This window comes from Pseudomonas sp. P4_B4 (assembly GCF_056402255.1).
On sequence record NZ_JBFUHS010000007.1, the window covers coordinates 52405 to 77924 of the forward strand.

Genomic DNA, 25520 nt, shown 5'->3' on the forward strand with positions numbered 1-25520 from the left:
GTATGACAACTGTCATTTTACCCGCCGTTCCAAGAGTCCTGATCGCCGAGGCCGACCCTTGGTCCCGGGATTTGCTCAAGGAAGTGTTGTTGAACGTACGCTGCGATGCGCGGCTGGACTTGTGCGCCGATGGTCAGCAAGCGCTGGAGCTATTGGCCGCCAACCCCTATGACCTGGTCATCGCCGACTGGGAGTTGCCGGGCGTCGATGGCCTGAATGTACTGCGCAACATCCGTCAGCGCAAACGCAACCCGCCGCTGCCCTTCATCCTCATGAGCAGTCGCAACGACAGTGCCAGCGTACGCGAGGCCTTGCCGCTGGTGCCGGCCGCGTACCTGACCAAGCCTCTGAATATGGAAAGCCTGACCCATCGGTTGCAGGGCTTACTGCTGAATGCTGGCGAAGAAGTCTCGTGCGAAGTGCCGTCGCTGGCACCGGGCATGACGTTGTCGGTGTTTCTGGAGCGTCGCCGGGAATTGGCCGACGGCGCGCCGCTGATGACCGACGTGCAAGTGGCGGTCAAACGCAGCCTCAATCCCAATGGCCTCGACCTGACGGTGCTGGAAGACGAAATCCGCACCGATCCGCAGGTCACGGCCGTGCTGATCGCCGCCGCCAACAGTGCGGCACACCACAACGGCGGCGCTGTGCAAAGCCTGTCCCAGGCGCTGCATCGCTTGGGCACCGGGCAGAGCATGAACCTGATTCTCGGCCTGGCGCTCAAGCGCAGTGCCCGGCTCAGCGATCCGCAATTGGCCGACTATGCCGAGCGATACTGGGATCTGTCGCTGCACACCGCCGAATACGCGCGAACCCTGGCGCGCCTGCTCGATCTAGATCAGGAGCGTTGCTATTGCGCCGGCATGCTGCATCGTCTCGGCGATCTGGCGTTGCTGCGCTGTTTGCAGGAATGGAAACAGGCCGGTGGCGAACTGGACGAGCAGGAGGAAGTGGGCGAAGCGCTGGTTGAATTTGGCGCGGCCTATGGTTCGGCCCTGCGCACGCGCTGGCGCCTGCCGCTGGAGTTGCGGGAGCTGATTGCGGCGGCCTACCAGCTCGGTGGCGGGGTTTATTCCCGCGAAGCGCTGGTGATGAACATGGCGGCGCAGATGGCGCGTCTGACCGAGCATGAGGGCATCGAGGAACTGGCGAAGAGCCGGACGGCGCGGTTGCTCAAGATTGGCTTGCCGGAGTTGATGCGCCTGCGCAAGAAGTAGGTTTCACGCGAATTCCTGTGGGAGCGAGCCTTGTGGCGAGGGGGCAAGCCCCCTCGCCACAGTTGTGAATCTTCAAAAACAGTCAGACAGTGACAATCCGATTTTTACCCTCGCGCTTGGCCCGATACATCGCAGCATCCGCACGGGAAAACAGGTTCTCCACGTTTTCGTCCGCGGCGGTCAGGCTGGTCAGGCCCTGGCTGACGGTGATGCCGAACGTCCGGCCTTCATGGGTGAAACGCAATCGCTGAATCTGCCGTTGCAAGCGTTCCGCCACTTGCAGGGCCATCTGCGGTGTACAGCCGGGAAACACCGCTGCGAACTCTTCACCGCCAATGCGCCCGAACAGGTCGCCACGGCGCAGCGCTGCGCGGCCGCTATCGGCGATGCGCTGCAACACATTGTCGCCTTCCTGGTGACCGTAGGTGTCGTTGATGATTTTGAAGTCATCGATGTCCAGCATCAGGAATGACAGCGGTTCGCCCCGTTGACGGGCGTGTGCGAACTCTTGGTGGGCGCATTCGAAGAAATGCCGGCGATTGCTGCTCTGGGTCAGGGCGTCGGTGGTGGCCAGGCGGTGCAGTTCGCTTTCCATCCGCTTCTTGTCGGTGATGTCTTCGGCGATACCGACGATGATCACCGGTTGCCCCGGCTCGGCCTGGCGGTTGATGTAGCATTTGTCGCTAAGCCAGCGCATCTGGCCGTCGGCGGCAATGATTCGATACTCGCGATCTTCGACGGCGCCGTTGTCTAGCACTTCGGCCAAGCTGCGTTCGGCATAGTCCAGGTCGTCAGGGTAAATGCTGTCGCGCCATTGATTGCAGTCGGCCAGCAGTAGATCGGCCGAACGGCCAAAGATCCGTTCATAGGCGGGGCTGACGTAAAGCACCTGGCGGGTTTCCCAATCGAATGCCCACAGCACCGCGTTGACGCTCATCAGCAAGGTGTTGAACAACTGTTCGCGTTCGCTCAGGCGTGCGACTTCGCCTTGGGCGTGCATCAGCGCCAACAGGGTCTGCGCGGCCTCGGGCCAATGGGACGGAGATGAGTCTTGCAGGTTTTTTTCGTCCATCGACACAAATCTCAAAGGGCATGCCGCGTGCGATCGCGGCCAACATCAAGCCCGCCGGGGATGGCGAAGTGTCTTTGAGATAGGGCTTTTCAGATGAAGTTCCCACCTTTTGTGGCGAGGGAACTGGCTCCCGCCGGGCGGTACTGGCGATGCCTTTTTGCGGCCAAAAATCAATGTGGGAGCGAGCCTGCTCGCGAAAAGGGGGTACCAGTCAATTCAATATTGGCTGACACGCCGCCTTCGCGAGCAGGCTCGCTCCCACAGGTTTTGCGGCTGTGCGCTGCAATCAGACAGCGGCAGGACGCAGGGAGTAGGTCTTCAACTGATCGGCGAATTCGCGCAGGGACTGAATTCCGCTGGCTTCGGCTTCGTGTATCCAGTCCTTGATGGCCGCCAGCATGTCGTGACCATTTGAGCTGGTCTTGACCCAGATCTGCTGCAGGGCCAGGCGTTTCTCGTAAATTACCTTCAGCGCCTGACTGTGCTCGAGCATGTTCTGGATGCGCACGTGGTGTTTGTCATCAAGTAGGCTGGTCTCCCGCGAAAGCAGGCGTTTGGCCCGGTGGAACTGGTGACGTACCGAGTGATCGACCTTTTCCAGCTCTTGCTTGACCAGCGGGCCGATCACCAATTTGCGGTACTGGGCCATGATCTGGAAGCGATTGTTGAGGATCGCCATGGCGGTGTCCATGTCCAGGTTGCCCTTGCCTTCGACGCGATGGGCAATCGGCGCAACCCGTTGAACCTTGGCCAGGCGCAGGAAGCTGAAGACTTGAATCCACGCCCAGCCCAGGTCGAATTCCCACTTCTTCACCGACAATTTTGCCGAGTTAGGGTAGGTGTGATGGTTGTTATGCAGTTCTTCGCCGCCAATCAGGATGCCCCAAGGCACCAGGTTGGTCGCCGCATCGCGGCATTCGAAGTTGCGGTAGCCGATGGCATGGCCCAGGCCATTGACCACGCCGGCGGCCCATACCGGGATCCACATCATCTGGATGGCCCAGATGGTGATGCCGATGGTGCCGAACAGCAGCAGGTCGATAACGCCCATGATCGCGATGCCCAGCAGCGGGTAGCGGCTGTAGAGGTTGCGCTCGATCCAGTCTTCGGGGCAGTTCTTGCCGTAGATGCGCAGGGTCTCGGGGTTTTCCGCTTCGGCGCGGTACAACTCGGCGCCTTTGCGCAGCACCGTGGACAAGCCCTTGATGACCGGGCTGTGCGGGTCATCGACGGTTTCGCATTTGGCGTGATGCTTGCGGTGGATGGCGGTCCACTCGCGGGTGTTCTGTGCCGTGGTCAGCCACAGCCAGAAACGGAAGAAATGCTTAAGGCCCCCATTCAGCTCCAGGGAGCGATGGGCCGAGTAACGATGCAGATAGACCGTGACGGCGATGATCGTGACGTGGGTCATCAGCAGGGTGATTGCTACCAGCGACCAGGGCGACAAGCCAAGAAAACCTTCGTACCACATAGGCTGTAGGGCCCTCAATAAAGAAAAAACAGCCGTTGCATTATCACTAAGCCCACACAGAAAACCAGTCGCCCTTTCAGATAAGAGTGGCTGGATGTGTCTTTAAACCATCATTCCAACCTTTTTGTAGGGACATGGACCGCCGGATGTCTGCCACCTATCTCGATGCCTTGCGCGCGGCGCTGCTCTATCTGTTGCTTTCTGCGGTTTGGCTGCAGATCAGTGGCTATTTATTAAACAGTTTCTTCGATAGCTCTGCCGAGCGACTGCGATGGCAACTGATCAACGGTTATGTCTGGGTGCTGTTCAGCACCGGGTTGATCTTCATTGCCCGAGCGCGGCTGCTGCGGTGTCTGGGGATCGGCGACAAATTGCGTAAGCGCGATGCCGACCGCATGCGCTTGCGCCAGGCAGCGGCAGTGTTCGACTGCACCCGCGAAGGCGTGCTGGTCACCAATCGGGAAGGCGTGATCGTCCATGTGAATCGGGCGTTCATGGAGATCACCGGTTACGGGTGTGAGGACGTGCTGGGGCGGCGGCCCAATCTGTTCAAGTCCGGGCGACATTCCCTTGAGTTTTATCAGACGATGTTTGTCGCACTCGACAGTGCCGGGGAGTGGAGCGGGGAAATCTGGAACCGGCGCAAAAGCGGCGAGATTTACCCGCAATGGCAAACGATTCGACTGATCCACGACGACAACGGCCAACCGAGCCAATATGTGGCGGTGTTTTCCGACATCAGTGCAATCAAGAACTCCGAACACGAGCTGATGCACCTGGCGCACCACGACCCGCTGACCGACCTGCCGAACCGCCTGCTGTTCACCGACCGCGCGGAACAGGCCCTGGCCTCGGCACAGGTCCACAAACGTGGCTGCGCGCTGCTGATGATCGATCTCGATCACTTCAAGATGATCAACGACAGCCTCGGGCATACCGTTGGCGACCAGTTGCTCAAGGCTGTGGCCGAGCGCCTGGGCGCCATGTTTGGTCCGGGCATCACCCTGGCCAGGCTGGGCGGAGATGAATTCGCCGTACTCGCCGAAAGCTGTCCGCAACTGGTTCAGGCCGCTGCGTTGGCCCAGAGGATCATCGACGGCCTCAAAGCACCATTCTCTATCGATGACCATCAGTTGTTCATCAACACCAGCATCGGCATCAGCCTGTTCCCCGGCGATGCCTTGAGCGTTGAGCAACTGCTGCGCAATGCCGACTCTGCACTGTTCAAGGCCAAGAGCACGGGGCGCAATGATTATGCCCTGTACACCGAAGAGCTGACGGCCCACGCCCAGCAACGGGTGGAGATCGCCTTCGAATTGCGCCGCGCCCTGGATCGGCAAGAGTTGCGGGTTTATTACCAGCCGGTTCACGACCTCAAGACCAATCGCCTGATTGGCGTCGAGGCGCTGGTGCGTTGGCAGCACCCGCAGCGGGGCCTGGTGTCGCCAGCGGAATTCATACCGGTCGCTGAACGAACCGGTCTGATCGCCGAAATCGATGCCTGGGTCATGGCGCAGGCGTGCCGGCAGATGTGCCAGTGGCAGCAGGGCGGAGTGGTGCTGTCGTTCGTCGCGGTCAACGTTTCTTCGCGCCTGTTCGCCCGTCGTGAGCTGTATCAGCAGGTGGCGCAAGTCCTGCGCGAAACCGGGCTGGAGCCGGCGTTTCTCGAGCTGGAAGTCACCGAAAGCGCGGTGATGGAAGACCCGGAAGTCGCGCTGGAGCAGATGCATCGCCTGCGCGAGCTGGGTGTGCGCCTGGCCATCGACGACTTCGGCACGGGCTATTCATCGCTGCTGCGACTCAAGCGTCTGCCGGTGCAAAAGTTGAAAATCGACCAGGGCTTCGTTGCCGGTTTGCCGTGGGATGAGGACGATGCGGCGATTTCACGGGTGATCATTGCCCTGGCGCAAAGCATGGGCATGCAGGTGCATGCCGAAGGGATCGAGCAGGTCGAACAGGCTGCTTTCCTCCTCGAACAGGGATGTGATCTTGGTCAGGGTTACTGGTTCGGGCGGCCGGTACCAGCGGCGCAGCTGGATTGGGCTCATGCGCCGGTGATTGGATAGGCGCAAACCCTGTGGGAGCAGCCGGTCGACGCTCCCACAGGTTTTTTTGTGTGCTTGAAAGAGGGCTATTCACCTCAAGCCCTTGTCCCTTCAGTTAATCTCTTCTGGTTATATAAACATTCTTAAATAGTCTTTTTAAGAATATCTGTGTCTCTCTAGTATTGCTCTCAAGCCGCAAGCAGTGCCGACACTGCGAGGCAACCTCTCAGTTGAAGGAGCAGCAATATGAGCGCATCCCTGCGTAGCGTCGACGGTCAAGACGAAGCCACCATCCTGCGTGAAATCCAGAGTGCCCTGCGCGACCTGCGCTTTGGCGCCGTGGAAATTACCGTGCACAACGCCCAGGTGGTGCAGATCGAACGCAAAGAAAAATTCCGTTTGCAGCAGCCGGGCAACAAGCCGGGCTGAGGCGAATCAGGCACCGCGATTTCCGATATCCCATAAGAAAAGCCAACACACCAAGAATTCCAGGAGCTTTCACCATGTCGTCGATTCGTCATTTCGCTTTGGCCGCCCTGGCCAGCGCCCTTTTTGCCGGTTCCGCCGTTGCCAAGGACTACGAGCTGCTCAACGTGTCGTACGACCCGACCCGCGAGCTGTACCAGGACTACAATGCTGAGTTCATCAAGTTCTGGCAGAAAGATCACGCCGGCGACACCGTGAAGGTCCAGCAATCCCACGGCGGTTCGGGCAAGCAAGGTCGGGCGGTGATCGATGGCCTGCGTGCCGACGTCGTGACCCTGGCCCTGGCCGGTGATATCGACGAAATCGCCAAGCTCGGCAAAACCCTGCCGGCCGACTGGCAAAAACGCTTGCCGGAAGCGAGCACGCCTTACACCTCGACCATCGTGTTCCTGGTGCGCAAGGGTAACCCTAAAGGCATCAAGGACTGGGGCGACCTGGTCAAGAACGACGTCTCGGTGATCACGCCGAACCCGAAAACCTCCGGCGGTGCACGCTGGAACTTCCTCGCGGCGTGGGCCTATGGCCTGAAAGCCAATGGCGGCGACGAAGCCAAGGCCAAGGAATACGTACAGACCCTGTTCAAGCACGTGCCAGTGCTGGACACCGGCGCTCGCGGTTCGACCATTACCTTCGTCAACAACGGTCAGGGCGACGTATTGCTGGCCTGGGAAAACGAAGCCTTCCTGGCCCTGAAAGAAGAGGGCGGCGCCGACAAGTTCGACATCGTCGTGCCTTCGCTGTCGATTCTCGCCGAGCCACCGGTGGCGGTAGTCGACAAGAACGCCGAGAAAAAGGGCAACGAGCAGATCGCCGAAGCCTACCTCAAGCACCTGTACAGCCCGGCCGGCCAGGAAATCGCGGCGAAGAACTTCTATCGTCCACGTGACAAGGACGTGGCCGCCAAGTACGCCCAGCAGTTCCCGAAACTGGAACTGGTGAGCATCGACAAGGACTTCGGCGGCTGGAAAACCGCTCAGCCGAAATTCTTCAATGACGGGGGCGTGTTCGACCAGATCTACCAGGCGCAGTAATCTTAAATAGCCATCAACGAGCCCCGGATTTATCTCCGGGGCTTATTGCGTTCTCAACCAAGGACTTTTATGTCGCGTCGTATCTCCCCCGTCATACCCGGCTTCGGGCTGACGCTGGGCTACACCTTGGTGTACCTCAGCCTGATTGTGCTCATACCACTGGCGGCGATGTTCGTGCATGCCGCTCAACTCACCTGGGATCAGTTCTGGGCAATCATCTCGGCGCCACGGGTGCTGGCCGCGTTGAAGCTCAGCTTCGGCACGGCGCTTTGTGCCGCGATCATCAACGGCATCATCGGCACGCTGCTGGCCTGGGTATTAGTGCGCTATACCTTCCCTGGACGAAAAGTGATCGATGCAATGATCGACCTGCCATTCGCATTGCCCACGGCGGTGGCCGGTATTGCGCTGACGGCGTTGTACACCCCCACCGGTCTAGTCGGTCAATTTGCAGCGGATCTGGGTTTCAAGATCGCCTACACCCCTCTGGGCATCACCCTTGCCCTCACTTTTGTGACACTTCCATTCGTAGTACGTACCGTACAGCCAGTATTGGCGGATATCCCCCGTGAAGTGGAAGAAGCGGCAGCGTGCCTGGGAGCAAAGCCCTTGCAGGTTTTCCGCCATATCCTGTTGCCGGCACTGCTTCCGGCATGGCTGACCGGTTTCGCTCTGGCCTTTGCCCGTGGGGTCGGCGAGTACGGTTCGGTGATTTTCATCGCCGGCAACATGCCGATGAAAACCGAGATTCTGCCGCTGCTGATCATGGTCAAGCTCGACCAATACGATTACACCGGCGCTACCTCCATTGGTGTACTGATGCTGGTGGTTTCCTTCGTCTTGTTGCTGCTGATCAACTTGTTGCAGCGGCGCATCGAAACCCCATAAGGAGGCGCACCCATGTCCCAATCATCTATTGCTGCCGCTTCCTCGAACGCTGCCCGCCGTGGCAGTGCGACTTCGCGGCGAATCCTGATCGGCCTTGGCTGGCTGATTTTTGCGCTGTTCCTGTTGTTGCCGCTGTTCATCGTGGTGTCCCAGGGACTGAAGCTCGGCCTCGGGGCGTTTTTCACCGCGATCTTTGAACCGGACGCGCTGTCGGCGCTGAAGCTCACGGTCATCGCCGTATTGATTTCGGTGCCGCTGAATCTGGTATTTGGCGTCAGCGCCGCGTGGTGCGTGAGCAAGTACTCGTTCCGCGGCAAGAGCATGCTGGTGACCCTGATCGACCTGCCGTTCTCGGTGTCGCCGGTGATCGCGGGCCTGGTCTATGTGTTGATGTTCGGCGCCCAGGGTCTGTTCGGGCCGTGGTTGCAAGATCACGACATCCAGATCGTCTTTGCCCTGCCGGGCATCGTGCTGGCGACGATCTTCGTCACCGTGCCGTTCGTGGCCCGTGAACTGATCCCGCTGATGCAGGAGCAAGGCACTCAGGAAGAGGAGGCCGCGCGCCTGCTCGGGGCCAACGGCTGGCAGATGTTCTGGCACGTCACTGTGCCCAACATCAAATGGGGCCTGATCTACGGCGTGGTGTTGTGCACCGCGCGGGCCATGGGGGAGTTCGGTGCGGTGTCGGTGGTTTCCGGGCACATTCGCGGGGTGACCAACACCCTGCCGTTGCACGTCGAGATCCTCTACAACGAATACAACCACGTGGCCGCGTTCGCCGTGGCGAGCCTGTTGCTGATCCTGGCGCTCTTCATCCTGCTGCTCAAGCAGTGGAGCGAAAACCGTATTAACCGCCTGCGCACCAGCGCCGCGGAGGAATAATTCATGTCGATCGAAGTGCGTAACGTCAGCAAGAACTTCCATGCCTTCAAGGCGCTGGACAACATCAGCCTGGACATCCAGAGCGGCGAACTCGTCGCACTGCTCGGTCCGTCGGGCTGCGGCAAGACCACGCTGCTGCGGATCATCGCAGGCCTGGAAACTCCGGATCAGGGCAACATCGTGTTCCACGGTGAAGACGTTTCCGGCCATGACGTGCGTGATCGCAACGTCGGTTTTGTGTTCCAGCACTACGCCTTGTTCCGCCACATGACGGTGTTCGACAACGTCGCGTTCGGCCTGCGCATGAAACCGAAAAACCAGCGCCCGAGCGAAAGCCAGATCGCAACCAAAGTCCACGAACTGCTGAACATGGTGCAACTGGACTGGTTGTCGGATCGCTACCCGGAGCAACTCTCCGGCGGTCAGCGCCAGCGCATTGCCCTGGCCCGAGCGCTGGCGGTGGAGCCGAAAGTGCTGCTGCTCGACGAACCTTTCGGCGCCCTCGACGCCAAGGTCCGTAAAGAACTGCGCCGCTGGTTGGCGCGTCTGCACGAAGACATCAACCTGACCTCGGTGTTCGTGACCCACGACCAGGAAGAAGCCATGGAAGTCGCCGACCGTATCGTGGTGATGAACAAGGGTGTGATCGAGCAGATCGGTTCACCGGGGGACGTGTACGAAAACCCGGCCAGCGATTTCGTCTATCACTTCCTAGGTGATTCGAACCGTCTGCACCTGGGCGAAGACAAGCACGTGCTGTTCCGCCCGCACGAGGTGTCGCTGTCGCGCCATGAACTGGAAGACCACCACGCGGCTGAAGTGCGCGATATTCGTCCGCTGGGCGCGACGACGCGGGTGACGTTGAAGGTCGAGGGGCAGAGCGATCTGATCGAAGCCGAAGTGGTAAAGGATCACGATAGCCTGATCGGGTTGGCGAAGGGAGAGACGCTGTTCTTCAAGCCGAAGGTCTGGCAGAAGGTCGCGAACATTTAAAATCAAAAGCTTCGCGAGCAAGCCCGCTCCCACAGAGGATCGGTGTTGAGCACAAAACTTGTGGCCAACCTCAAAACCTGTAGGAGCGGGCTTGCCCGCGAATGTGATCTAAACAGCAGCACGCTTCGGATTGACTCGCACCCCACCCGCCCGCGCCTCGATCTGCTCTTTCAGGTCATGCCGCATCCCCAGCATGAACGCCAACTCGGCCACCACGAACAACGGCCCGACAATCAACCCGGTCACGTCATCGACAAATGCCGGTTTTCGCCCTTCGTAGTGATGGCCGACAAACTGGATCGCCCAACCGATCACGAACATTGCCACGCCGCTGCCTAGCCAGACCAGCGTGCCTTGCTGCGCCAGCGCATGACCTGCCCACAGGGACAGCCCGAGCAACACGGTCATCAACACGCCCAGGCGCAACTCCAGGCGCAGGTAAAACCATGCCGATGCCAGCGAGACGAGCACCGCCGGTGACATCCATACGCCGCCCAGCGACCACTGCGGCCGCGACAGCAACACCGCGACGGCCACCACGATCAGCGGAATGCCGATAAAGTGCGAGGCGATGTTGCGCGGGTCACGGTGATAGGCGGCGTATTGACTGAGGTGGTCGACGAGGCTTTTCATTGTTGTTCTCCTGTGGAGTGATTGATCATGCCCCGGGGTCACTTCCCGCTCTGTCAGCCAGGCGACAATCTCTAGGAGTTTTCATGGATATGCAGGTCTGGCGTCCACGCCTGATGAGCGGTCAGTGGTTCAGCCATTTGCCTGATTCCCTACAGGATAGACTGCTGTCGGCGGCCAGGCTGCGGCGGCTGTCGCCGGGCCAGCGGCTGTTCAAACGTGGCGATCCGCCCTGTGGCCTGTACGCGGTGCTTGAAGGCGCGGTGCGCGTCGGTGCCGTGAGCGAGCAGGGCAAGGAAGCGTTGCTGAGCCTGGTGGAGCCGCCGCACTGGTTCGGCGAAATCTGCCTGTTCGACGGCCAGCCACGCACCCACGATGCCTACGGCGTGGGCCAGTGCGCGCTGCTGCACATCCCCCAGAACACCTTGCTGGCGCTGCTCGACGAGCATCCGCAGCACTGGCGGCAACTGGCGTTGCTGATGAGCCAGAAGCTGCGCATGACCTTCATCAATCTCGAACAATTGAGTCTGTTGCCGGCCCCGGCCAGGCTGGCGCACCGCTTGCTGATGATCGCCGAAGGCTATGGCGAGACCGCTCCACCGCGCCGCGTCCTGCAACTGCCCCAGGAGCAGCTTGCCGCCATGTTGTCGCTGTCGCGCCAGACCACCAACCAGATCCTCAAGGAGTTGCAGGGGCAGGGGGTCATCGGGTTGAGTTACGGCGAAATCGAAATCCTCGATGCCGAGCGGTTGCGGGTGTTGGCGATGGTTTGATGATTGAAATGGGCGTCAGCAAATGTAGCTGGACTTCAGTCAGTATCTGCACTAAATACAATGCATAACCATTAATCTAACAAATTATGCACTGTATACGATGCATGGCGGTGAAATGGAAAACCTTGGCAAGTTGATCCGAACGTTACGCAAGGAAAGAAAACTCTCCCAGCAGGCATTGGCACAGCAGTACGGAATGAGCCGGGCGACGATCTCCGGTATCGAAAACAACACCCTCTCCGAAATTGGTCTGCGCAAGGTCGAGGCGATCCTCAATGGCTTCGGTTATGAACTGACAGCAGTGCCGCGACAGTCGAAGCGGCCAACGCTGGACACCCTCAAAAAGGTGGATTTCCATGGATGAGCCGCAGGAGAAGGATCGACTGGCTATCAGCGTTTCCAACAGTGCGGTGGGAGTCCTTGGTCGTGGCCAGCCTCCCATCGACACCGTGTTTGCCTACGCCGAAAACGCGTCAGAACAAAACGCCGTCTCGTTGACCATGCCGGTGCGGCTGGAGAGTTACGCGTGGGAACCAGGTGTTCCACCGGTTTTTGAAATGAATTTGCCAGAGGGAGCCCTGCGCGATGAACTGACTCGTCGCTTCAGCAAGGCCGTCCGGGGGTTTGACGATTTTTCGATGCTTGCCATAGTCGGCCCGCACCAGCTCGGAAGAGTCGGCATTTCAAAGGCCCCGGGGCCGGTCGACCAGCCACCTGAAACCAGCCTGGCGGAGCTTCTTGTACATGACGGCGCGCAAGGTCTGTTCGAAGGCCTCTTGCAGACCTATGGCCAGTATTCAGGCGTTTCCGGTGTGCAACCGAAGGTACTGGTGCGTGACAGCGCGTCAACCATCGATCGGCTGTCCCATCGGGGGGCCACGCATCTGGTCAAAGCCTTTCGTCCAGAGCAATACCCGGAACTCGCTGGCAATGAATACTTCTGCATGCGGGCGGCGTTGCATTCGGGTCTTGAGGTGCCGAAGTTTGAACTCAGTGAGCACGGCAAGTTTTTGATCGTTGAACGCTTCGACTTGAATGAAAAAGGTTACCTGGGGTTCGAGGACTTCTGCGTGCTCAATGCCTGGCCATCAAAAGCCAAATACGATGGTTCGTACGAAGGTGCGGCCAAGCAGATCAAGGCCTTTGTTTCTCCGCCTTTGCTCAATCAGGCACTGGAGTCGTTTTTCAAAATCGTCGCGCTGTCATCGGGTTTGAAGAATGGCGACGCGCACCTGAAAAACTTCGGTGTTCTGTACGAAGACTGTGGTGTCGATGCACCAATCAGCCTGGCACCTGCCTACGACATCATCACCACGTCGGTCTACATCAAGACCGATAGCATGGCGTTGCTATTGGGCGGATCGAAGGCGTGGCCCAAGTACAAAATGCTGATGCGGTTTGGCCGCTCCGCCTGCAATTTGACCGAGGGACGCTGCAACGAATTGCTGCAACAAGTCATCCATGGGATGGCAATGGCGATGGGCGAGATGGGCCAACACATAAAGGCAAACAGTGCCTTTGCCGAGGTTGGAGAGGCGATGCTGGAACAGTGGAACGAGGGTATGGCGCGCAGCCTGGTCAAAGGCTGATCAGCGCAACCCATCCCGAAACTGCCCCGGTGTCATCCCCGTCCAGCGCTTGAAGGCGCGGCTGAAGCTGCTGGTGTCGGCAAACCCGAGCAGATAACTGATCTCGCTCAACGAACATTGCGGGTCACGCAAGTGCAGCAGCGCCAGGTTTTCACGACTTTCATTGAGCAGCGTATCGAACCGGCAGCCTTCATCGGCCAAGTGCCGTTGCAGGCTGCGCAGGCTCAGGTGCAGGGCCTTGGCGATGTGTTCGGCGCTGGGTTCGCCTTCGGGCAGTTGTTCTTCAATCGCATCGCGGACCTTGCGTTCCCACGTCAGCAACTTGAGTTGCGCCAGGGTGCGCTTGAGCACGGTTTCATTGTGTTCGGCCAGCTCCGGATTGGCATCGTCCAGGTGGCTGTCGAAATCGACGAGGGCGAATTCCAGCCGATCCTCGTCGGCGCCGAAGTGCACGGGCGAGCGAAAGACTTTATGCCATTGATGCGCGTCTGCCGGCTCCGGGCGGCGCAGGTAGGTCGCCAGCGGCGCGTAGTCGCGACCCAGGCGATTGCGGCAGGTGCGCACGTAAATCGCCATGAACGCATCAATGGCCTCGAGGGCCGGGGCCGGGTTGCCGGAAGGGATTTTCAGGCGGAAACAGTAGCGATCCTCGGCGCGGGTCAGTTCCAGTTCCAGGGCATCGCTGACCACCTGGTGATAGCGCACGATGCGCTCGAACACTTCCCGCAGGCTGCCGCTGGCCACCAGCGCATAACCCAGCGCGTGGAAGGTAGTCGGGCTGACGAAACGCGACACCCGCAAACCGATCGCCGGATCACCGCTGGCCTGCACCGCCAGATTCCACAGGTGCGTGGTGCCCGACAGCGGGTAGCGCGCATTCGGGTCGTCCATCAGTTGTGGGTCGAGCCCCGATTGCTGGCACAGGGCGGTGCTGTCGATGCCCAAGGCATCGAGTTGCTTGCGCAGGGCGCGGGTCCAGCTGGCGAGGGAGGTCGGTTCAGTCATGCTGATTGGCGCTTCCAGTCAACAGGTTGGCGTTCTCGGCTACCGCGTTGCGAGGGTTCGCAAGGCAGGATGCAACCATCAATAACCAGAGGATGGAAGCATGGACCGTACTTCTGCAAGCCCCCAACGACTGAATGCAGCCCAACGATCGGCCCATATCCGTGAAGTGGTGCTGGCCAGAGGCGTCGAGCTGCGCGAGCAATACCCGATTCTCAAGCATCAGGACGCCCTCGGCGCGGGCATTCTGGCCTTCGCCCTGGCCGGCATGATCGGTTCGGCGGCGCTCTATATGAGCGGGCACATGGCGTGGTGGGCGTGCCTGCTGCTCAACGCGTTTTTCGCCTCGGTGACCCATGAGCTGGAACACGACCTGATCCACAGCATGTACTTCCGCAAGCAGAAGGTGCCGCACAACCTGATGATGGGGTTGGTGTGGCTGGCACGGCCGAGCACCATCAACCCGTGGATTCGCCGCCATCTGCACCTCAATCACCATAAGGTGTCGGGTTCTGAAACCGACATGGAAGAACGCGCCATCACCAACGGCGAGCCATGGGGCATCGCACGATTCTTGATGATTGGCGACAACATGATGTCGTCATTCATCCGCATGCTGCGGGCCAAGACCTGGGCGCAAAAGATCAGCATCGTCCAGCGCACCCTGAAGGTCTACGCACCGCTGGCGCTGATGCATTGGGGCGCGTGGTACGTGCTTCTCGGTTTCCACGCAGCGAACGGCATTGCGCATCTGATGGGCGCACCGATCGAGTGGTCGGCGACCACGTTGTCGGTGATGCAGGTGATCGACATCGCGGCGGTGGTGATCATCGGTCCGAATGTGTTGCGCACGTTCTGCCTGCACTTCATCAGCTCGAACATGCATTACTACGGCGATGTGGAACCGGGCAACGTGATGCAGCAGTGCCAGGTACTCAATGCCCCGTGGCTGTGGCCGTTGCAGGCGTTCTGCTTCAACTTCGGCAGCAGCCACGGCATCCATCACTTTGTGGTGAAGGAGCCGTTCTACATCCGCCAGTTGACCGTGCCGGTGGGGCATAGGGTAATGCGTGAGATGGGCGTGCGGTTCAATGATTTCGGCACGTTTGCGCGGGCTAACCGGTTTGAGCGCAAGGAAGAGGCGGTAGGTGTTAGGACACAAACCGCTCAAGTCTGACTCGTACTTGTGGCGAGGGGGCTTGCTCCCGTTGGGCTGCGCAGCAGCTCCCTTCGTTTTCGGGATAAGGGGGCCGCTTCGCGACCCAGCGGGAGGAAGCTCCCTCGCCACAGGGGGTAATGTTTAGTCTGGCTGAAACGGCGACTCACTCAGAATCACCCCAGTCTCATCCACATACCGCTGCCAATGCTCGATCAAGGCACCAAGCTTCTGCGGTTGGCTCGACGCCAGGTCATGAATCTCCCCCGGATCATTGCCCAGGTCATACAGCTGCCAGGTCGCCGGCCCCACCGGTCCCGGGATGTACACCGCCTTCCATTGCCCCTGTCGAATGGCGCGCCGACCGAACAGTTCCCACCCGGTGACGGTGTGCTCGTCATGCACTTGCGCCGTCTCGCCCGACAGGAACCCAAGCCACGACTTCCCGCGAACTTCCGCCACGGGTTTGCCGTGCCATTGCTTGCCCGGATGGCGCACACCGGCAAGATCCAGAATGGTTGGCGTGATGTCCATCACCGTGCCAAACCCGTGGCTGATCTGGCCCTTGAGCGGCAGCTGCGGATAGTGCACCAGCGCCGGAACACGGATCCCGCCTTCGGTGGTGAAGGCTTTGAACAGCCGCGACGGCGCGGTCGCCACTTGCGCCCAGTTCGGCCCGTACCAGACGTAGGAGTTGGCGCGGCCGATGTTGTCCAGGCTGTTGTCGTAATGCTGGTTGAGGTAGGTCAGCAACTGCGGGCCGAATTTCGGAAAGGCCTCCAGCAACGCCCCTTCGGCACCGTTATCGGACATGAACAGGATGAAGGTGTTGTCCAGTTGCCCTTGCTGGCGCAAGTAATCGACGACGCGCCCGATGTTCCAGTCCATGCGCTCGACCATCGCCGCATAAACTTCCATGGCCCGCGCGGAGATCTGTCGTTGCTCGTCGCTCAGGGCATCCCATTGTGCGGTCAGCTGGATCAACGGATGCGGCTCGACATCGGCCTCGATCAGCCCCAGTTTTTTGAGTTTTTCCAGGCGCTCAAGTCGCAGCACTTCAGGGCCGGCGTCATAACGCCCGCGGTATTTTTCCACCACCTCGGCCGGCGCCTGCAATGGCCAGTGGGGTGCGGAAAACGGCAGGTAGGCGAAGAACGGCCGGGTCTGGTCGCGCTCCTTGAGGTATTGCAGCAGCTTGTCGCCAAAGGCATCGGAGGAATAGAAATCCTTCGGTAGTTCATCGATGAATTGGTCGTCTTCGATGTACAGCGCCGGGGTGGATTTCAGTAGCCGTGGCGTCGTTTCATCGTAGGTCGGCTCGAAGCCGTAATGGTTGGCGGCACCGGGCAGCAGCGAAAACGAACGCTCGAAACCCCGGGCGTGGGGCGCCAGTTCGGCGGTCAGGCCCAGGTGCCATTTGCCGCTCATCAAGGTCTGGTAACCGGCCTCGCGAAGCAGCTCGGGCAGGGCGACCACGCGATCGTTCAGGTGCCCTTCGTAACCCGGTTTGCCGATCAGGTCCGGGGTCAATGCTTCGGCCATGGTGCCGATGCCGGCGATGTGGTGGTCGGTGCCGGTCAGGAGCATCGAACGGGTCGGCGAGCAGGTCGGCGCGGTGTGAAAATCGGTCAGGCGCAGGCCATTGCTGGCCAACGCATCGAGGTTCGGCGTGTTGATTTCGCCACCGAAGGCGCCGAGGTCGGAAAAGCCCAGGTCATCGGCCAGGATCACTAGAAAGTTGGGACGTTGCGGCATCAAGAATTTCCTTTTCAGTAGGCAATGAAGGACAGCGGCAGATCGCGGACCTGCACCGGCACGGGGGGCTGGTAGTGATCGTCGCTGGTGAGTTCGTGAAGCAGTTCTTCGCGCAATTGGTGGAAGTCGAAACTGCTGCGCTGGCGCGGATGGGGCAGGGCAATGTCGACCACTTGCTTGATCCGCCCCGGACGGGGCTCCATCACCACCACGCGGTCGGCGAGGAAGATCGCTTCCTCGACATCGTGGGTGACCAGCACGGTGGTGATTTTTGCCCTGGCGCGGATCGCCAACAGTTCGTCCTGCATTTGCTGGCGGGTCAGCGCATCGAGGGCCCCGAAGGGTTCGTCCAGCAGCAGAATACGTGGGCTGGCCACCAGGCCGCGGGCGATGGCTACGCGCTGCGCCATGCCGCCGGAGAGTTGGTGCGGATAGGCGCGGGCGAAGTCGCTCAAGCCCACCAATTCGATAAAATCGCTGATGCGCTTGTGCTTTTGTGCAGCGCTGAGTGGCTCGTTGACCAGGCCCAGGCCGATGTTGTCGGCCACGCTCAGCCACGGGAACAAGCGGTGTTCCTGGAAGACGATGCCGCGCTCGCCGCCGATGCCGGTGACGGCTTTTCCGTCCACACTGATCTGCCCGCGAAATTGCGTATCGAGGCCCACCAGCAGCCGCAGCAATGTTGATTTGCCGCAACCGCTGGAGCCGACGATGGCGACGAACTCGCCCTCGGCGATGTCCAGATTGAATTCGCGAATGGCCTCCAGTTCGAAGCCGTCGACGTCGAAGGTTTTGCCCACGTGATTGAAGCTGACAATCGGTGCGTTCATGCGTGTCTCCAGCGAGTGGCGCGGATTTCCAGGCGTTGGCCAATGAGGTTGAGCAGGGCACCGGTCAGGCCCACCAGCAGCATGCCGGCCATGATCAGGTCCATGCGCAGCAGTTGCTGGGCGCCGATCATCTGGCTGCCGATGCCGCCGTTGGACGGCATGAAATATTCAGCGCCGATGGTGCCGAGCCAGGCGTAGATCAGGCTCAGCCGAAGCCCTGCAAAAATTCCCGGCGCCGCGCCCGGTAGCACCAGTCGACCAAGGCGCTGGCGCAGATTGAGGCGCAACACCTGCGCGGCCTCGTTGAGTTGCGGCGACAGGTGGGCGACGCTGCGTTGGGTGGCGATAAACAGCGGGAAAAAGGCGGCGAGGGCAACGAACACCCACTTGGCCAACTCCCCCAGACCGAACCACGCGGTGAGCAGCGGCACCCAGGCGAAAATGGCGATCTGGCGGACGGCGGCGAGGGTTGGGCCGAGCACGCGTTCACTGGTGCGCGACAACCCCAGCAGCAACCCCAAGGCAAACCCGAGCCCGCCACCGAGCAGCAATCCGCCAAGGGTTCGGCCCAGGCTCAGGGCCATGCCGCCAAGCAGCGTGCCGTCGAGCAGGCCATTCCAGGTGGTGTGCAGGACGGCCAGCGGGCTGACCAGAATGTTCGCGTCAATCCATTGCTGATCCGAGGTCAGTTGCCACAACGCCAGGAGCGCCAGCGGCAGCAGCCACGGTTGCAATCGCTGCCAACCGTGATAACGCGGCCCGCGACGGATTTCGGCAGTGGCCGGGTGCGGCCAGTGCACCAGTTTCCTGTCCAGCAGACCGATGCCGCGATCCATCGCCACGCCGATCAAGCCGATCACCACGATGCACACGAACACGATGTCGAGCATGAACAGCTGACGCGCCCAGACCATCAGGTATCCGATGCCTTCGCTGGAAGCGAGCAGTTCGACAGCGAGCAGTGAAGTCCAGCCGGCGGCCAGCGCGAGGCGCACACCGGCCATGAATGCCGGCAGCGCGGCAGGTAGCACCAAGCGCCGGATCAACAGGTGCCTGGGCAGGCGCAACACCGCGGCGGCTTCGCGCAGCTTGGGTTGTGCATCGCGCACACCGACCAGCGTATGCAGGGTTACCGGCACTACGATGGCCTTGATCAGCACCACCAGTTTCAGCACTTCGCCAATGCCGAAAAACACCATGAACAATGGAATCCAGGCCAGCGTCGGGACTTGGGCCAGCCCGGCGAAGGTCGGAAACACCAGGTGCTCCAGTCGACGACTGAAACCCAGTGCCGCACCCAAAACAGCACCAGCGCTGATCCCGGCCAGCAGCCCCCAGAACAAGCGTTGCAGGCTGATCCACAAATGGCTCCACAACTCGCCTTGGGACAATTCCACCGCGCTGTTCCAGACCAGGGGCGGCGCCGGCAGGATCTGCTCGCTCATCCAGTGATTGCGGCTGGCGAGACACCAGAGCGTGAACAGGGTGATCGGCAGCAACCAAGGCAACAGCCGACGATTCAGACTGGGCCAAAGGCGCTGGTTTTCCAGTGGTGGCGCGGCCAACGGCAGGCTGAGAAGAGAAACACGGGTCATGGATGACCTCCGTTGTCGGTGTATGCAAAAACGATCTATAAAAAATAAAATCAATGCTATTGAGAGATAAGCAAAGCCATTTAAGGCCCCCAGCTCAGCTGCATCCAATGCATTCGAAGAATATTTTCGATGCCGTTCCTGCATACTTGGCCAAGAGCCCCGGATGCGCTGATATAGATCTAAACGATCTAAAAATGTGAATTTATAGTATTTAAGTGTTGGTTCAACTTCGGCCTACTTTCGGCTCCTCAACGCCCGTTGCCCCAAGGAGCCGCACCCATGAACCTTCCCTTCAAACGTGTCATCAGTCTGTTCGCCGCACCGGCCTTGGCGGGGCTGCTGGCTTTCACGGCCAACGCCGGTGAACTCAAGGAAATCCGCATCGCCGTGCCGGACCTGAGTGCCGGGCCCCTGCACAGTGGTGGCGGTGTCGTGGATGTGCTGCGTGATCAACAGATCTTCGAAAAGGCTTTCGCCGATCAAGGCATCAAGATTCAGTGGAGCTTCTTCAAGGGCGCAGGTCCGGTGATCAACGAGGCGTTCGCCAACGGTCAAGTGGACCTGGCCTACCTCGGCGATCTGGCGGCCATCATCGGCAAGTCCAATGGTCTGGATACGCGACTGCTCAGTGCCTCGGCGCGGGGGGTGAAGCATTACCTCGGCGTGGTGCCGGGTTCGGGGATCAAGACCCTGCAGGACCTCAAGGGCAAACGCGTGGCCATCTTCCGTGGCACCGCCAGCCAGCTGTCCTTCGATGCGGCGCTGGCCAGCCAGGGGTTGAGCGAGAAGGATGTGAAAGTCATCAATCTCGACTTCAACGCGGCGGTCGCAGCACTGGCGGCGAAGCAGATCGATGCCTCGTGGGGCGGTTCCGGGCTGACGGCGTTGCAAGCCAAGGGGTTGGCCGAGTTGCCGCTCAATACCAAGGATCTGGGTGGCGCCGGCAGCGTGCAGGCGGTGCTGATAGGGACCGGGAAATTTGTCGACGAGCATCCGGAGGCGGTGGCGAAACTGCTCAAGGCCCAGCAGCAGGCCGTGGAGTGGCTGACCCAGGACAGCAACAAGGACGCCTACATTCAGTTGGTGTCGGGGCTGGCGAGTTATCCACCGGTAATTCTTTCTCAGGATTTGAAGGATCAGAAACTGAGCGAGGTGTTCCCCTCGACGCTCGACCCGGTATTCCTTGGCAAATTGCAGGATGCCGTGGACCTGGCGTCGCAGCAGAAGCTGATTCGCAAGTCGTTCAAGGTCAGTGATTGGGTGGCGCCGGAGTTGGTTGCGGCGAAGCTTTGAATCTCAAGCGTCTATGCGGACGCTTTCGCGAGCAAGCCCGCTCCCACGCTGGTTCTGCGGCGTACACAAATTTTGTGTTCGCTGGAAATCAAATGTGGGAGCGGGCTTGCTCGCGAAGAGGCCCTAAACCGCGACGCTGATCTGCTGCCTGTCCACCGCCACCAACGTCTCGATCATCGCCCGCGCCGCCGGTGACAAGCGGAACCCGGTGCGACTGACGATCCCGCACCGTGCATTCATGCTCTCGATGTTCTGCGGAAGGTTGCGCCAGTGCAGCAGCGCCAGCGAGCCCTGTGCGATGTCTTCAACAAACGCTTCTTCAGTCCCCACACCAATCGCATTCGATTGCAGCACCACTTTCACCAGCGCCGGGAAATGTTCGGTCTCGATGGTCGGCGAAAAATCCACCCGTCCACTGAGGTTCGCCAGCAGTTTGCGAATGCCTGGCGGGATCATCGTGGTTGCCAGCGGGTAATCGAACATGTCGTTGGTCGACAGGCTCTCCTTGGCCAGCAGCGGGTGCCCCGGCCGGCAGAAAAACACACCGCGCTTGGGTGTCAGGGCCTGGGTCTGGAAGTTCGGGTCGGACTCGAAATGACGGATGTCGGCGATGAAGAATTCGATCTCCTCACGGCTCAGCGCACGGCTGAGTTTCTCCCAGTTATCCACCTCGAAACAGGTGCGCACTTTTGGATGCGCATTGATGAATTGCGCCACCGCATCCGGCACCAGTTTCACCGCCGGTGCCGGGCCGCAGCCGAAGCGCAGCTCACCGGCATCGAGCTTGGTCATCTGCGTCACTTCGCAGCTGAGCAACGCAGCACCCTGCACCAGGCTGCGGGCATGTTGCAGCACCACCAGGCCTTCGGGGGTGGGGCGCAAATCCTTGTTGCCACGGTCCACCAGGACGCAGCCGAACTCGTGTTCGAGCCCCTGAATGCTGCGGCTGAAGGCAGGCTGGGTAATGCCCATGGCCTCGGCCGCACGCACGAAACTGCGGTGTTCGTCGAGGGCGATGAAGTAACGCAACTGGCGAAGATCCATATGCTTTTCCGGCATCCTAAAAATAGCTCGAAGGCATTTGCGACGAGGGTTGACTGAGGTTTTAAATGTAACCTCTTATTCCGTCAACGAAGCATGTAGATATCTATTAGATCTAAATAGAATATATATAGAGCAGTGTTTCGCGGCCGGTTCAACCGCAAGCAGTCTGATGAGGGTCTACCCATGAGCAATGCCGCTTTCGCAGTACAACCCGCTGTTCACACGCTTGAAATCCATCCGGTGGCCGGTCGCATCGGTGCCGAAATTCGTGGCGTACAGCTTTCGGGCGAGCTGGATGCCGCCACTGTTGAAGCCATTCAACAGGCACTGCTGCAATACAAAGTGATCTTCTTCCGCGAGCAGACCCAGCTCGACGATCAGCGCCAGGAGGCGTTCGCCCACCTGCTCGGTGAACCTGTGGCACACCCGACCGTACCGGTGCGCGAAGGCACGCGTTTTCTGCTGGAACTGGACGGTGCCGAGGGCCAGCGCGCCAGCTCCTGGCACACCGACGTGACCTTCGTCGAGGCCTACCCCAAAGCCTCGATCCTGCGCTCGGTGGTGGCCCCGGCTTTCGGCGGCGACACCCTGTGGGCCAACACCGCCACTGCCTATGACGGGTTGTCGGTGGAGCTGCGTGAGCTGGCCGACAAACTGGTCGCCGTGCACAGCAACGAATACGACTACGCCGGCACCAGGCCTGACGTCTCGGCCGAGAAGCTCGAGCGCTATCGCAAGATCTTCACCTCGACTGTCTACGAGACCGAGCACCCGGTGGTCCGCGTGCACCCAATCAGCGGTGAGAAGAGCCTGTTGTTGGGGCATTTCGTCAAACGCATCAAGGGCTATTCCCAGGCCGATTCGGCGCACCTGTTCGGCTTGCTGCAAAGCCATGTGATCCGCCAGGAAAACATCGTGCGCTGGCGCTGGAGGGCCGGTGATGTGGCGATCTGGGACAACCGCTCCACCCAGCATTACGCGGTGGATGACTACGGGACCCAGGACCGCATCGTGCGGCGAGTGACGCTCAAGGGTGAAGTACCGGTGGGTGTGAACGGGCAGGTCAGCCAGACGGTGAAAGGGCCGGATATCGACGGCGTCTGAGCCGACGCTATCGCGAGCAGGCTCGCTCCCCCACTGACCGAGTGAACACAGATCAACCACTGTGCGAGCCTGACAAGCAATAAAGCATTTATTTTGATCGGGAACCCCGCCTTATGAGTCCGTTGCACGTCGCTTCAACCTCTTCACCCCAACGGCTCAAACGCCTGCCACTGGCCTTGTTGCTGGCAGGCACTGCCAGTTGGACCCAAGGCTATGCGGCCGACAGCACCACCCCTGAAACCACCTCCGCAAAAACCGCCACGGCCGACAGTGCGCAACTGGAAACCGTGACGGTCACCACTCGCCGTCGCGAAGAAAGTTCGCAGGATGTGCCGACACCGATGAGCGTGGTCAGCGGCCAGACCCTGGAAATCCAGCGGGTTTATCGCATCCAGGATCTGCAACAGTTGGTGCCTAGCGTCAACGTCGCCTACATGCATGCGCGCCAGTCCAGCGTGTCGATCCGTGGCCTGGGCAACAACCCGGCCAGCGATGGCCTGGAAGGCAGTGTCGGCCTGTACATCGACAACGTTTACCTCGGCCGCCCCGGCATGGCCGTATTCGATCTGATGGACATCGAGCAGCTCGAAGTGCTGCGCGGTCCGCAAGGCACCTTGTTCGGCAAGAACACCACCGCCGGCGTGATCAACATCAGCACCCGCGCGCCGACCTTTACCCCCGAACGCAGCATCGAATCTTCGGTGGGCGAGGACGGATACTTCCAGACCAAGGGCACGATTTCCGGCCCGCTGAATGACGAACTCGCCGGACGCTTTTCTGCGTATCGCACCCGCAGCGACGGCGATATCAAGAACGAATTCGATGGCCACGATTTGAACGGCGGCTCGCGCGATGGCTTCCGTGGCCAGTTGCTGTTCAAGCCCAACGAGTCGTTCAACCTGCGCTGGATCGGCGACTACAACGAAGAGGATTCCAGCGCCGGCACCCGGGTGTTGTTCAACACCGGGCCGACCATCAATGGCTTCAATCTCTATCAATCGCGGGCCAATGCGGCGGGCGCGACACTGGTCGACGGCACGCACCGCAAGGTCAACCTGAACAACGACCAGCACGTCACCGTGCATCAGGGCGGCACGTCGGTCGAGGCCAACTGGACGCTGCCGAGCGACTTCACCCTGACCTCCATCAGCTCCTATCGCTGGTGGAATTTCACCCCGCGTAATGATGACGGCCTGAACGTCTCCACCTTCTTCAACGCCGGCGTTTCGGTGGAGGATAAGCAGTATTCCCAGGAGTTTCGCCTGGCGTCGCCTAGCGGTGGATTCTTCGATTACGTGCTCGGCGCCTACTACTTCGGTTCCGACCTGGACAACAAATCCTTCACCTTTTACGGCCCGCAAGCGGACATCTGGAACGGCACGCCCAACGGTGCATTGAACAACATCGACAGTGTCGGTAACGGTCATATCGAAACCAACAGTTTCGCGCTGTTCGCTCAAGGCACCTGGCACCTGACTGAGCGCCTGGATTTCACCGCCGGCCTGCGCGGTACCTATGAAGAGAAAAACGCCAGGGTGACCCGTGATGCACCCGTTGGTGGTGCCGCGGTCGCCGGTGCGGCGGCCGCGGCACGACGCGCCCGTGCGGGGGCCTTCGATTCCGGCGATCTGAACCAGTACAGCTCCAGTCCCTCGGGCCTGTTGAACCTCAGCTACCGCCTCACCGACGACCTGCTCACTTACGCCACGTTGTCCCACGGCGAAAAATCCGGCGGGATCAATCTGGCCGTCGGCACGGCGCCGGTGGCCGGTGCCGATTCGCTGCTGATCGGCACCGAGCGCGCCAACAACGCCGAACTCGGTTTCAAGAGCACCCTGTGGGACCGTCGCCTGCAACTCAATGCCAACCTGTTCTGGACCCAGGTTAACGGCTATCAGACCAACGCCTTCGACGACGTCAACCGCGTGCAGTTCCTGACCAACGCCGGCTCGGTGCGCTCACGCGGCGTGGAGTTAGAAAGCACCCTGATCCCGCTGCGTGGCCTGACGCTGAACATCAATGGCTCGTACAACGACGTCAGCTACCTCTCCTACAAGGATGCGCCGTGCCCGCCGGAAGTCAGCCTGGCGCCGGGTGCTCCAGCGTCCTGCGACCTCAGCGGCCATCAAGTAGTCGGTGCTTCGAAATGGATCGGTAACGCCAACGGCGAATACAAATGGAACCTGAGCAACGGCTTTGAAGAGTACGTCACCGCCAGCTATGCGTTCCGCTCCAAGGCGGTGGGCACGGTAGAGGATTCAGACTTCGGGCAGATCCCGAGTTATGCGGTGGTCAACCTGTCCACCGGCCTTCGCGGCGACTTCAACCAAGGGCAGTGGGACGTTTCGTTGTGGCTGAAAAACGCCTTCGACAAAACCTACTACACGACGCTGTGGACGGCCGCCAATGGCGGTTATGAAGGCTTGCTCGGCACACCGCGAACGCTGGGCGTGACCGGTCGATACGACTTCTGACGGCGAAAAACCATGCCTTGGATGAATACTTTCAATGCGGGAAAGGCATCGGTTTTTTTCCGCTACGCCGGAGCCCTTGAACGGCGGGCTCTGGCGGTGGGTTGTTGGTTTTATATATTCGATTTGGGTCTAAACATAACTTTAAACATTGCTTTAAGAGCTAATCGTTCAAGCCAATGATTGCTCTACC

At 60.2% G+C, this 25520-nt stretch carries 22 protein-coding genes; 14 read left to right on the forward strand and 8 right to left on the reverse strand.

Features of this window, described 5'->3' with window-relative positions:
* The first annotated feature begins 2 nt into the window (after window positions 1–2).
* Complete coding sequence (locus tag AC1DVE_RS10490; protein WP_223457263.1) at window positions 3–1217, forward strand: HDOD domain-containing protein; 1215 nt, start codon at window positions 3–5, stop codon at window positions 1215–1217.
* A gap of 82 nt (window positions 1218–1299) precedes the next feature.
* Here AC1DVE_RS10490 and AC1DVE_RS10495 read toward each other — a convergent pair whose 3' ends face one another.
* Both AC1DVE_RS10495 and desA read right to left on the reverse strand, forming a co-directional pair.
* A complete protein-coding gene (locus AC1DVE_RS10495; RefSeq protein ID WP_223533354.1) occupies window positions 1300–2289 on the reverse strand; it encodes a GGDEF domain-containing protein in 990 nt (329 codons plus the stop codon).
* 286 nt (window positions 2290–2575) lie between these two features.
* Window positions 2576–3760 (reverse strand): delta-9 fatty acid desaturase DesA, encoded by a 1185-nt coding sequence (gene desA / locus AC1DVE_RS10500; RefSeq protein WP_223457267.1) that lies wholly within the window; start codon window positions 3758–3760, stop codon window positions 2576–2578.
* Window positions 3761–3906: 146 nt separating this feature from the next.
* Here desA and dibA point away from each other — a divergent pair, with 146 nt between their 5' ends.
* The 6 genes from dibA (at window position 3907) to AC1DVE_RS10530 (ending at window position 10085) form a co-directional block, all read left to right on the forward strand.
* Entirely contained in the window at window positions 3907–5826 is a 1920-nt protein-coding gene (dibA, locus tag AC1DVE_RS10505) for a phosphodiesterase DibA (RefSeq protein WP_223457269.1), read from the forward strand.
* 225 nt (window positions 5827–6051) lie between these two features.
* The gene (gene oscA / locus AC1DVE_RS10510) at window positions 6052–6234 is read left to right on the forward strand and encodes a sulfur starvation response protein OscA (protein ID WP_007975618.1); all 183 of its coding nucleotides are present in this window, start codon (window positions 6052–6054) and stop codon (window positions 6232–6234) included.
* A gap of 74 nt (window positions 6235–6308) precedes the next feature.
* On the forward strand, window positions 6309–7322 hold the full coding sequence (locus AC1DVE_RS10515; RefSeq protein WP_223457271.1) for a sulfate ABC transporter substrate-binding protein: 1014 nt from the start codon (window positions 6309–6311) through the stop codon (window positions 7320–7322).
* Between the two features lie 69 nt (window positions 7323–7391).
* The gene (gene cysT / locus AC1DVE_RS10520; protein ID WP_007972956.1) at window positions 7392–8210 is read left to right on the forward strand and encodes a sulfate ABC transporter permease subunit CysT; all 819 of its coding nucleotides are present in this window, start codon (window positions 7392–7394) and stop codon (window positions 8208–8210) included.
* A 12-nt stretch (window positions 8211–8222) separates the two neighbouring features.
* Window positions 8223–9092, forward strand: a complete 870-nt coding sequence (gene cysW, locus AC1DVE_RS10525) for a sulfate ABC transporter permease subunit CysW (RefSeq protein WP_060543939.1) — start codon at window positions 8223–8225, stop codon at window positions 9090–9092.
* Between the two features lie 3 nt (window positions 9093–9095).
* The gene (locus AC1DVE_RS10530; RefSeq protein ID WP_085717793.1) at window positions 9096–10085 is read left to right on the forward strand and encodes a sulfate/molybdate ABC transporter ATP-binding protein; all 990 of its coding nucleotides are present in this window, start codon (window positions 9096–9098) and stop codon (window positions 10083–10085) included.
* 108 nt (window positions 10086–10193) lie between these two features.
* On the opposite strand, the gene AC1DVE_RS10535 is transcribed toward AC1DVE_RS10530, so the two are convergent.
* Window positions 10194–10718, reverse strand: coding sequence for an Mpo1 family 2-hydroxy fatty acid dioxygenase (locus tag AC1DVE_RS10535; protein ID WP_223457273.1), 525 nt, complete (start codon window positions 10716–10718; stop codon window positions 10194–10196).
* 83 nt (window positions 10719–10801) lie between these two features.
* Between AC1DVE_RS10535 and AC1DVE_RS10540 the strand changes: the two genes are divergently transcribed.
* The 3 genes from AC1DVE_RS10540 (at window position 10802) to AC1DVE_RS10550 (ending at window position 13077) form a co-directional block, all read left to right on the forward strand.
* A complete protein-coding gene (locus AC1DVE_RS10540; protein ID WP_223457275.1) occupies window positions 10802–11488 on the forward strand; it encodes a Crp/Fnr family transcriptional regulator in 687 nt (228 codons plus the stop codon).
* Between the two features lie 115 nt (window positions 11489–11603).
* Window positions 11604–11852, forward strand: coding sequence for a helix-turn-helix domain-containing protein (locus AC1DVE_RS10545; RefSeq protein ID WP_104450798.1), 249 nt, complete (start codon window positions 11604–11606; stop codon window positions 11850–11852).
* Window positions 11845–13077 (forward strand): type II toxin-antitoxin system HipA family toxin, encoded by a 1233-nt coding sequence (locus AC1DVE_RS10550; RefSeq protein ID WP_223457277.1) that lies wholly within the window; start codon window positions 11845–11847, stop codon window positions 13075–13077. Before AC1DVE_RS10545 ends, AC1DVE_RS10550 begins: the two co-directional genes overlap by 8 nt.
* Here the strand turns inward: AC1DVE_RS10550 and AC1DVE_RS10555 are convergent, their stop codons facing one another.
* Window positions 13078–14082 carry an AraC family transcriptional regulator gene (locus tag AC1DVE_RS10555; protein ID WP_223457279.1) on the reverse strand — a complete coding sequence of 335 codons (1005 nt, stop codon included), beginning with the start codon at window positions 14080–14082 and terminating at the stop codon, window positions 13078–13080.
* A gap of 100 nt (window positions 14083–14182) precedes the next feature.
* Here AC1DVE_RS10555 and AC1DVE_RS10560 point away from each other — a divergent pair, with 100 nt between their 5' ends.
* Window positions 14183–15256 (forward strand): fatty acid desaturase, encoded by a 1074-nt coding sequence (locus tag AC1DVE_RS10560; RefSeq protein ID WP_223457281.1) that lies wholly within the window; start codon window positions 14183–14185, stop codon window positions 15254–15256.
* 123 nt (window positions 15257–15379) lie between these two features.
* Here the strand turns inward: AC1DVE_RS10560 and AC1DVE_RS10565 are convergent, their stop codons facing one another.
* Genes AC1DVE_RS10565 through AC1DVE_RS10575 form a run of 3 tightly spaced genes read right to left on the reverse strand, consistent with a single transcriptional unit; the run spans window position 15380 to window position 19415 of the window.
* Window positions 15380–16990, reverse strand: coding sequence for an arylsulfatase (locus AC1DVE_RS10565; RefSeq protein ID WP_223457283.1), 1611 nt, complete (start codon window positions 16988–16990; stop codon window positions 15380–15382).
* A gap of 14 nt (window positions 16991–17004) precedes the next feature.
* Window positions 17005–17820 carry an ABC transporter ATP-binding protein gene (locus tag AC1DVE_RS10570; protein WP_223457285.1) on the reverse strand — a complete coding sequence of 272 codons (816 nt, stop codon included), beginning with the start codon at window positions 17818–17820 and terminating at the stop codon, window positions 17005–17007.
* The gene (locus AC1DVE_RS10575; RefSeq protein WP_223457286.1) at window positions 17817–19415 is read right to left on the reverse strand and encodes an ABC transporter permease; all 1599 of its coding nucleotides are present in this window, start codon (window positions 19413–19415) and stop codon (window positions 17817–17819) included. The genes AC1DVE_RS10570 and AC1DVE_RS10575 overlap by 4 nt, the downstream gene beginning before the upstream one ends.
* Before the next feature lie 279 nt (window positions 19416–19694).
* On the opposite strand from AC1DVE_RS10575, the gene AC1DVE_RS10580 reads away from it, so the two are divergent.
* Window positions 19695–20708, forward strand: coding sequence for an ABC transporter substrate-binding protein (locus AC1DVE_RS10580; protein WP_223457288.1), 1014 nt, complete (start codon window positions 19695–19697; stop codon window positions 20706–20708).
* Window positions 20709–20831: 123 nt separating this feature from the next.
* On the opposite strand, the gene AC1DVE_RS10585 is transcribed toward AC1DVE_RS10580, so the two are convergent.
* Window positions 20832–21752 (reverse strand): LysR family transcriptional regulator, encoded by a 921-nt coding sequence (locus tag AC1DVE_RS10585; RefSeq protein WP_223457290.1) that lies wholly within the window; start codon window positions 21750–21752, stop codon window positions 20832–20834.
* Between the two features lie 183 nt (window positions 21753–21935).
* On the opposite strand from AC1DVE_RS10585, the gene AC1DVE_RS10590 reads away from it, so the two are divergent.
* Both AC1DVE_RS10590 and AC1DVE_RS10595 read left to right on the forward strand, forming a co-directional pair.
* Window positions 21936–22856: a TauD/TfdA dioxygenase family protein gene (locus AC1DVE_RS10590; RefSeq protein ID WP_223457292.1), complete on the forward strand. Its 921-nt coding sequence runs from the start codon at window positions 21936–21938 to the stop codon at window positions 22854–22856.
* A gap of 113 nt (window positions 22857–22969) precedes the next feature.
* On the forward strand, window positions 22970–25330 hold the full coding sequence (locus AC1DVE_RS10595; RefSeq protein WP_223457294.1) for a TonB-dependent receptor: 2361 nt from the start codon (window positions 22970–22972) through the stop codon (window positions 25328–25330).
* The last annotated feature ends 190 nt before the right edge of the window (window positions 25331–25520 follow it).

Excerpts from the sequence above, each read along its gene's own strand:
- AC1DVE_RS10545 (WP_104450798.1), top strand. The coding sequence starts at position 11,604 with ATGGAAAACCTTGGCAAGTTGATCCGAACGTTACGCAAGGAAAGAAAA.
- AC1DVE_RS10575 (WP_223457286.1), bottom strand. The coding sequence starts at position 19,415 with ATGACCCGTGTTTCTCTTCTCAGCCTGCCGTTGGCCGCGCCACCACTG.
- AC1DVE_RS10550 (WP_223457277.1), top strand. The coding sequence starts at position 11,845 with ATGGATGAGCCGCAGGAGAAGGATCGACTGGCTATCAGCGTTTCCAAC.
- AC1DVE_RS10540 (WP_223457275.1), top strand. The coding sequence starts at position 10,802 with ATGGATATGCAGGTCTGGCGTCCACGCCTGATGAGCGGTCAGTGGTTC.
- cysT (WP_007972956.1), top strand. The coding sequence starts at position 7,392 with ATGTCGCGTCGTATCTCCCCCGTCATACCCGGCTTCGGGCTGACGCTG.
- AC1DVE_RS10580 (WP_223457288.1), top strand. The coding sequence starts at position 19,695 with ATGAACCTTCCCTTCAAACGTGTCATCAGTCTGTTCGCCGCACCGGCC.
- oscA (WP_007975618.1), top strand. The coding sequence starts at position 6,052 with ATGAGCGCATCCCTGCGTAGCGTCGACGGTCAAGACGAAGCCACCATC.
- AC1DVE_RS10595 (WP_223457294.1), top strand. The coding sequence starts at position 22,970 with ATGAGTCCGTTGCACGTCGCTTCAACCTCTTCACCCCAACGGCTCAAA.
- dibA (WP_223457269.1), top strand. The coding sequence starts at position 3,907 with ATGTCTGCCACCTATCTCGATGCCTTGCGCGCGGCGCTGCTCTATCTG.
- AC1DVE_RS10565 (WP_223457283.1), bottom strand. The coding sequence starts at position 16,990 with ATGCCGCAACGTCCCAACTTTCTAGTGATCCTGGCCGATGACCTGGGC.
- AC1DVE_RS10555 (WP_223457279.1), bottom strand. The coding sequence starts at position 14,082 with ATGACTGAACCGACCTCCCTCGCCAGCTGGACCCGCGCCCTGCGCAAG.
- AC1DVE_RS10585 (WP_223457290.1), bottom strand. The coding sequence starts at position 21,752 with ATGGATCTTCGCCAGTTGCGTTACTTCATCGCCCTCGACGAACACCGC.
- AC1DVE_RS10530 (WP_085717793.1), top strand. The coding sequence starts at position 9,096 with ATGTCGATCGAAGTGCGTAACGTCAGCAAGAACTTCCATGCCTTCAAG.
- cysW (WP_060543939.1), top strand. The coding sequence starts at position 8,223 with ATGTCCCAATCATCTATTGCTGCCGCTTCCTCGAACGCTGCCCGCCGT.
- AC1DVE_RS10535 (WP_223457273.1), bottom strand. The coding sequence starts at position 10,718 with ATGAAAAGCCTCGTCGACCACCTCAGTCAATACGCCGCCTATCACCGT.
- AC1DVE_RS10495 (WP_223533354.1), bottom strand. The coding sequence starts at position 2,289 with ATGGACGAAAAAAACCTGCAAGACTCATCTCCGTCCCATTGGCCCGAG.
- AC1DVE_RS10560 (WP_223457281.1), top strand. The coding sequence starts at position 14,183 with ATGGACCGTACTTCTGCAAGCCCCCAACGACTGAATGCAGCCCAACGA.
- AC1DVE_RS10515 (WP_223457271.1), top strand. The coding sequence starts at position 6,309 with ATGTCGTCGATTCGTCATTTCGCTTTGGCCGCCCTGGCCAGCGCCCTT.
- AC1DVE_RS10590 (WP_223457292.1), top strand. The coding sequence starts at position 21,936 with ATGAGCAATGCCGCTTTCGCAGTACAACCCGCTGTTCACACGCTTGAA.
- desA (WP_223457267.1), bottom strand. The coding sequence starts at position 3,760 with ATGTGGTACGAAGGTTTTCTTGGCTTGTCGCCCTGGTCGCTGGTAGCA.
- AC1DVE_RS10570 (WP_223457285.1), bottom strand. The coding sequence starts at position 17,820 with ATGAACGCACCGATTGTCAGCTTCAATCACGTGGGCAAAACCTTCGAC.
- AC1DVE_RS10490 (WP_223457263.1), top strand. The coding sequence starts at position 3 with ATGACAACTGTCATTTTACCCGCCGTTCCAAGAGTCCTGATCGCCGAG.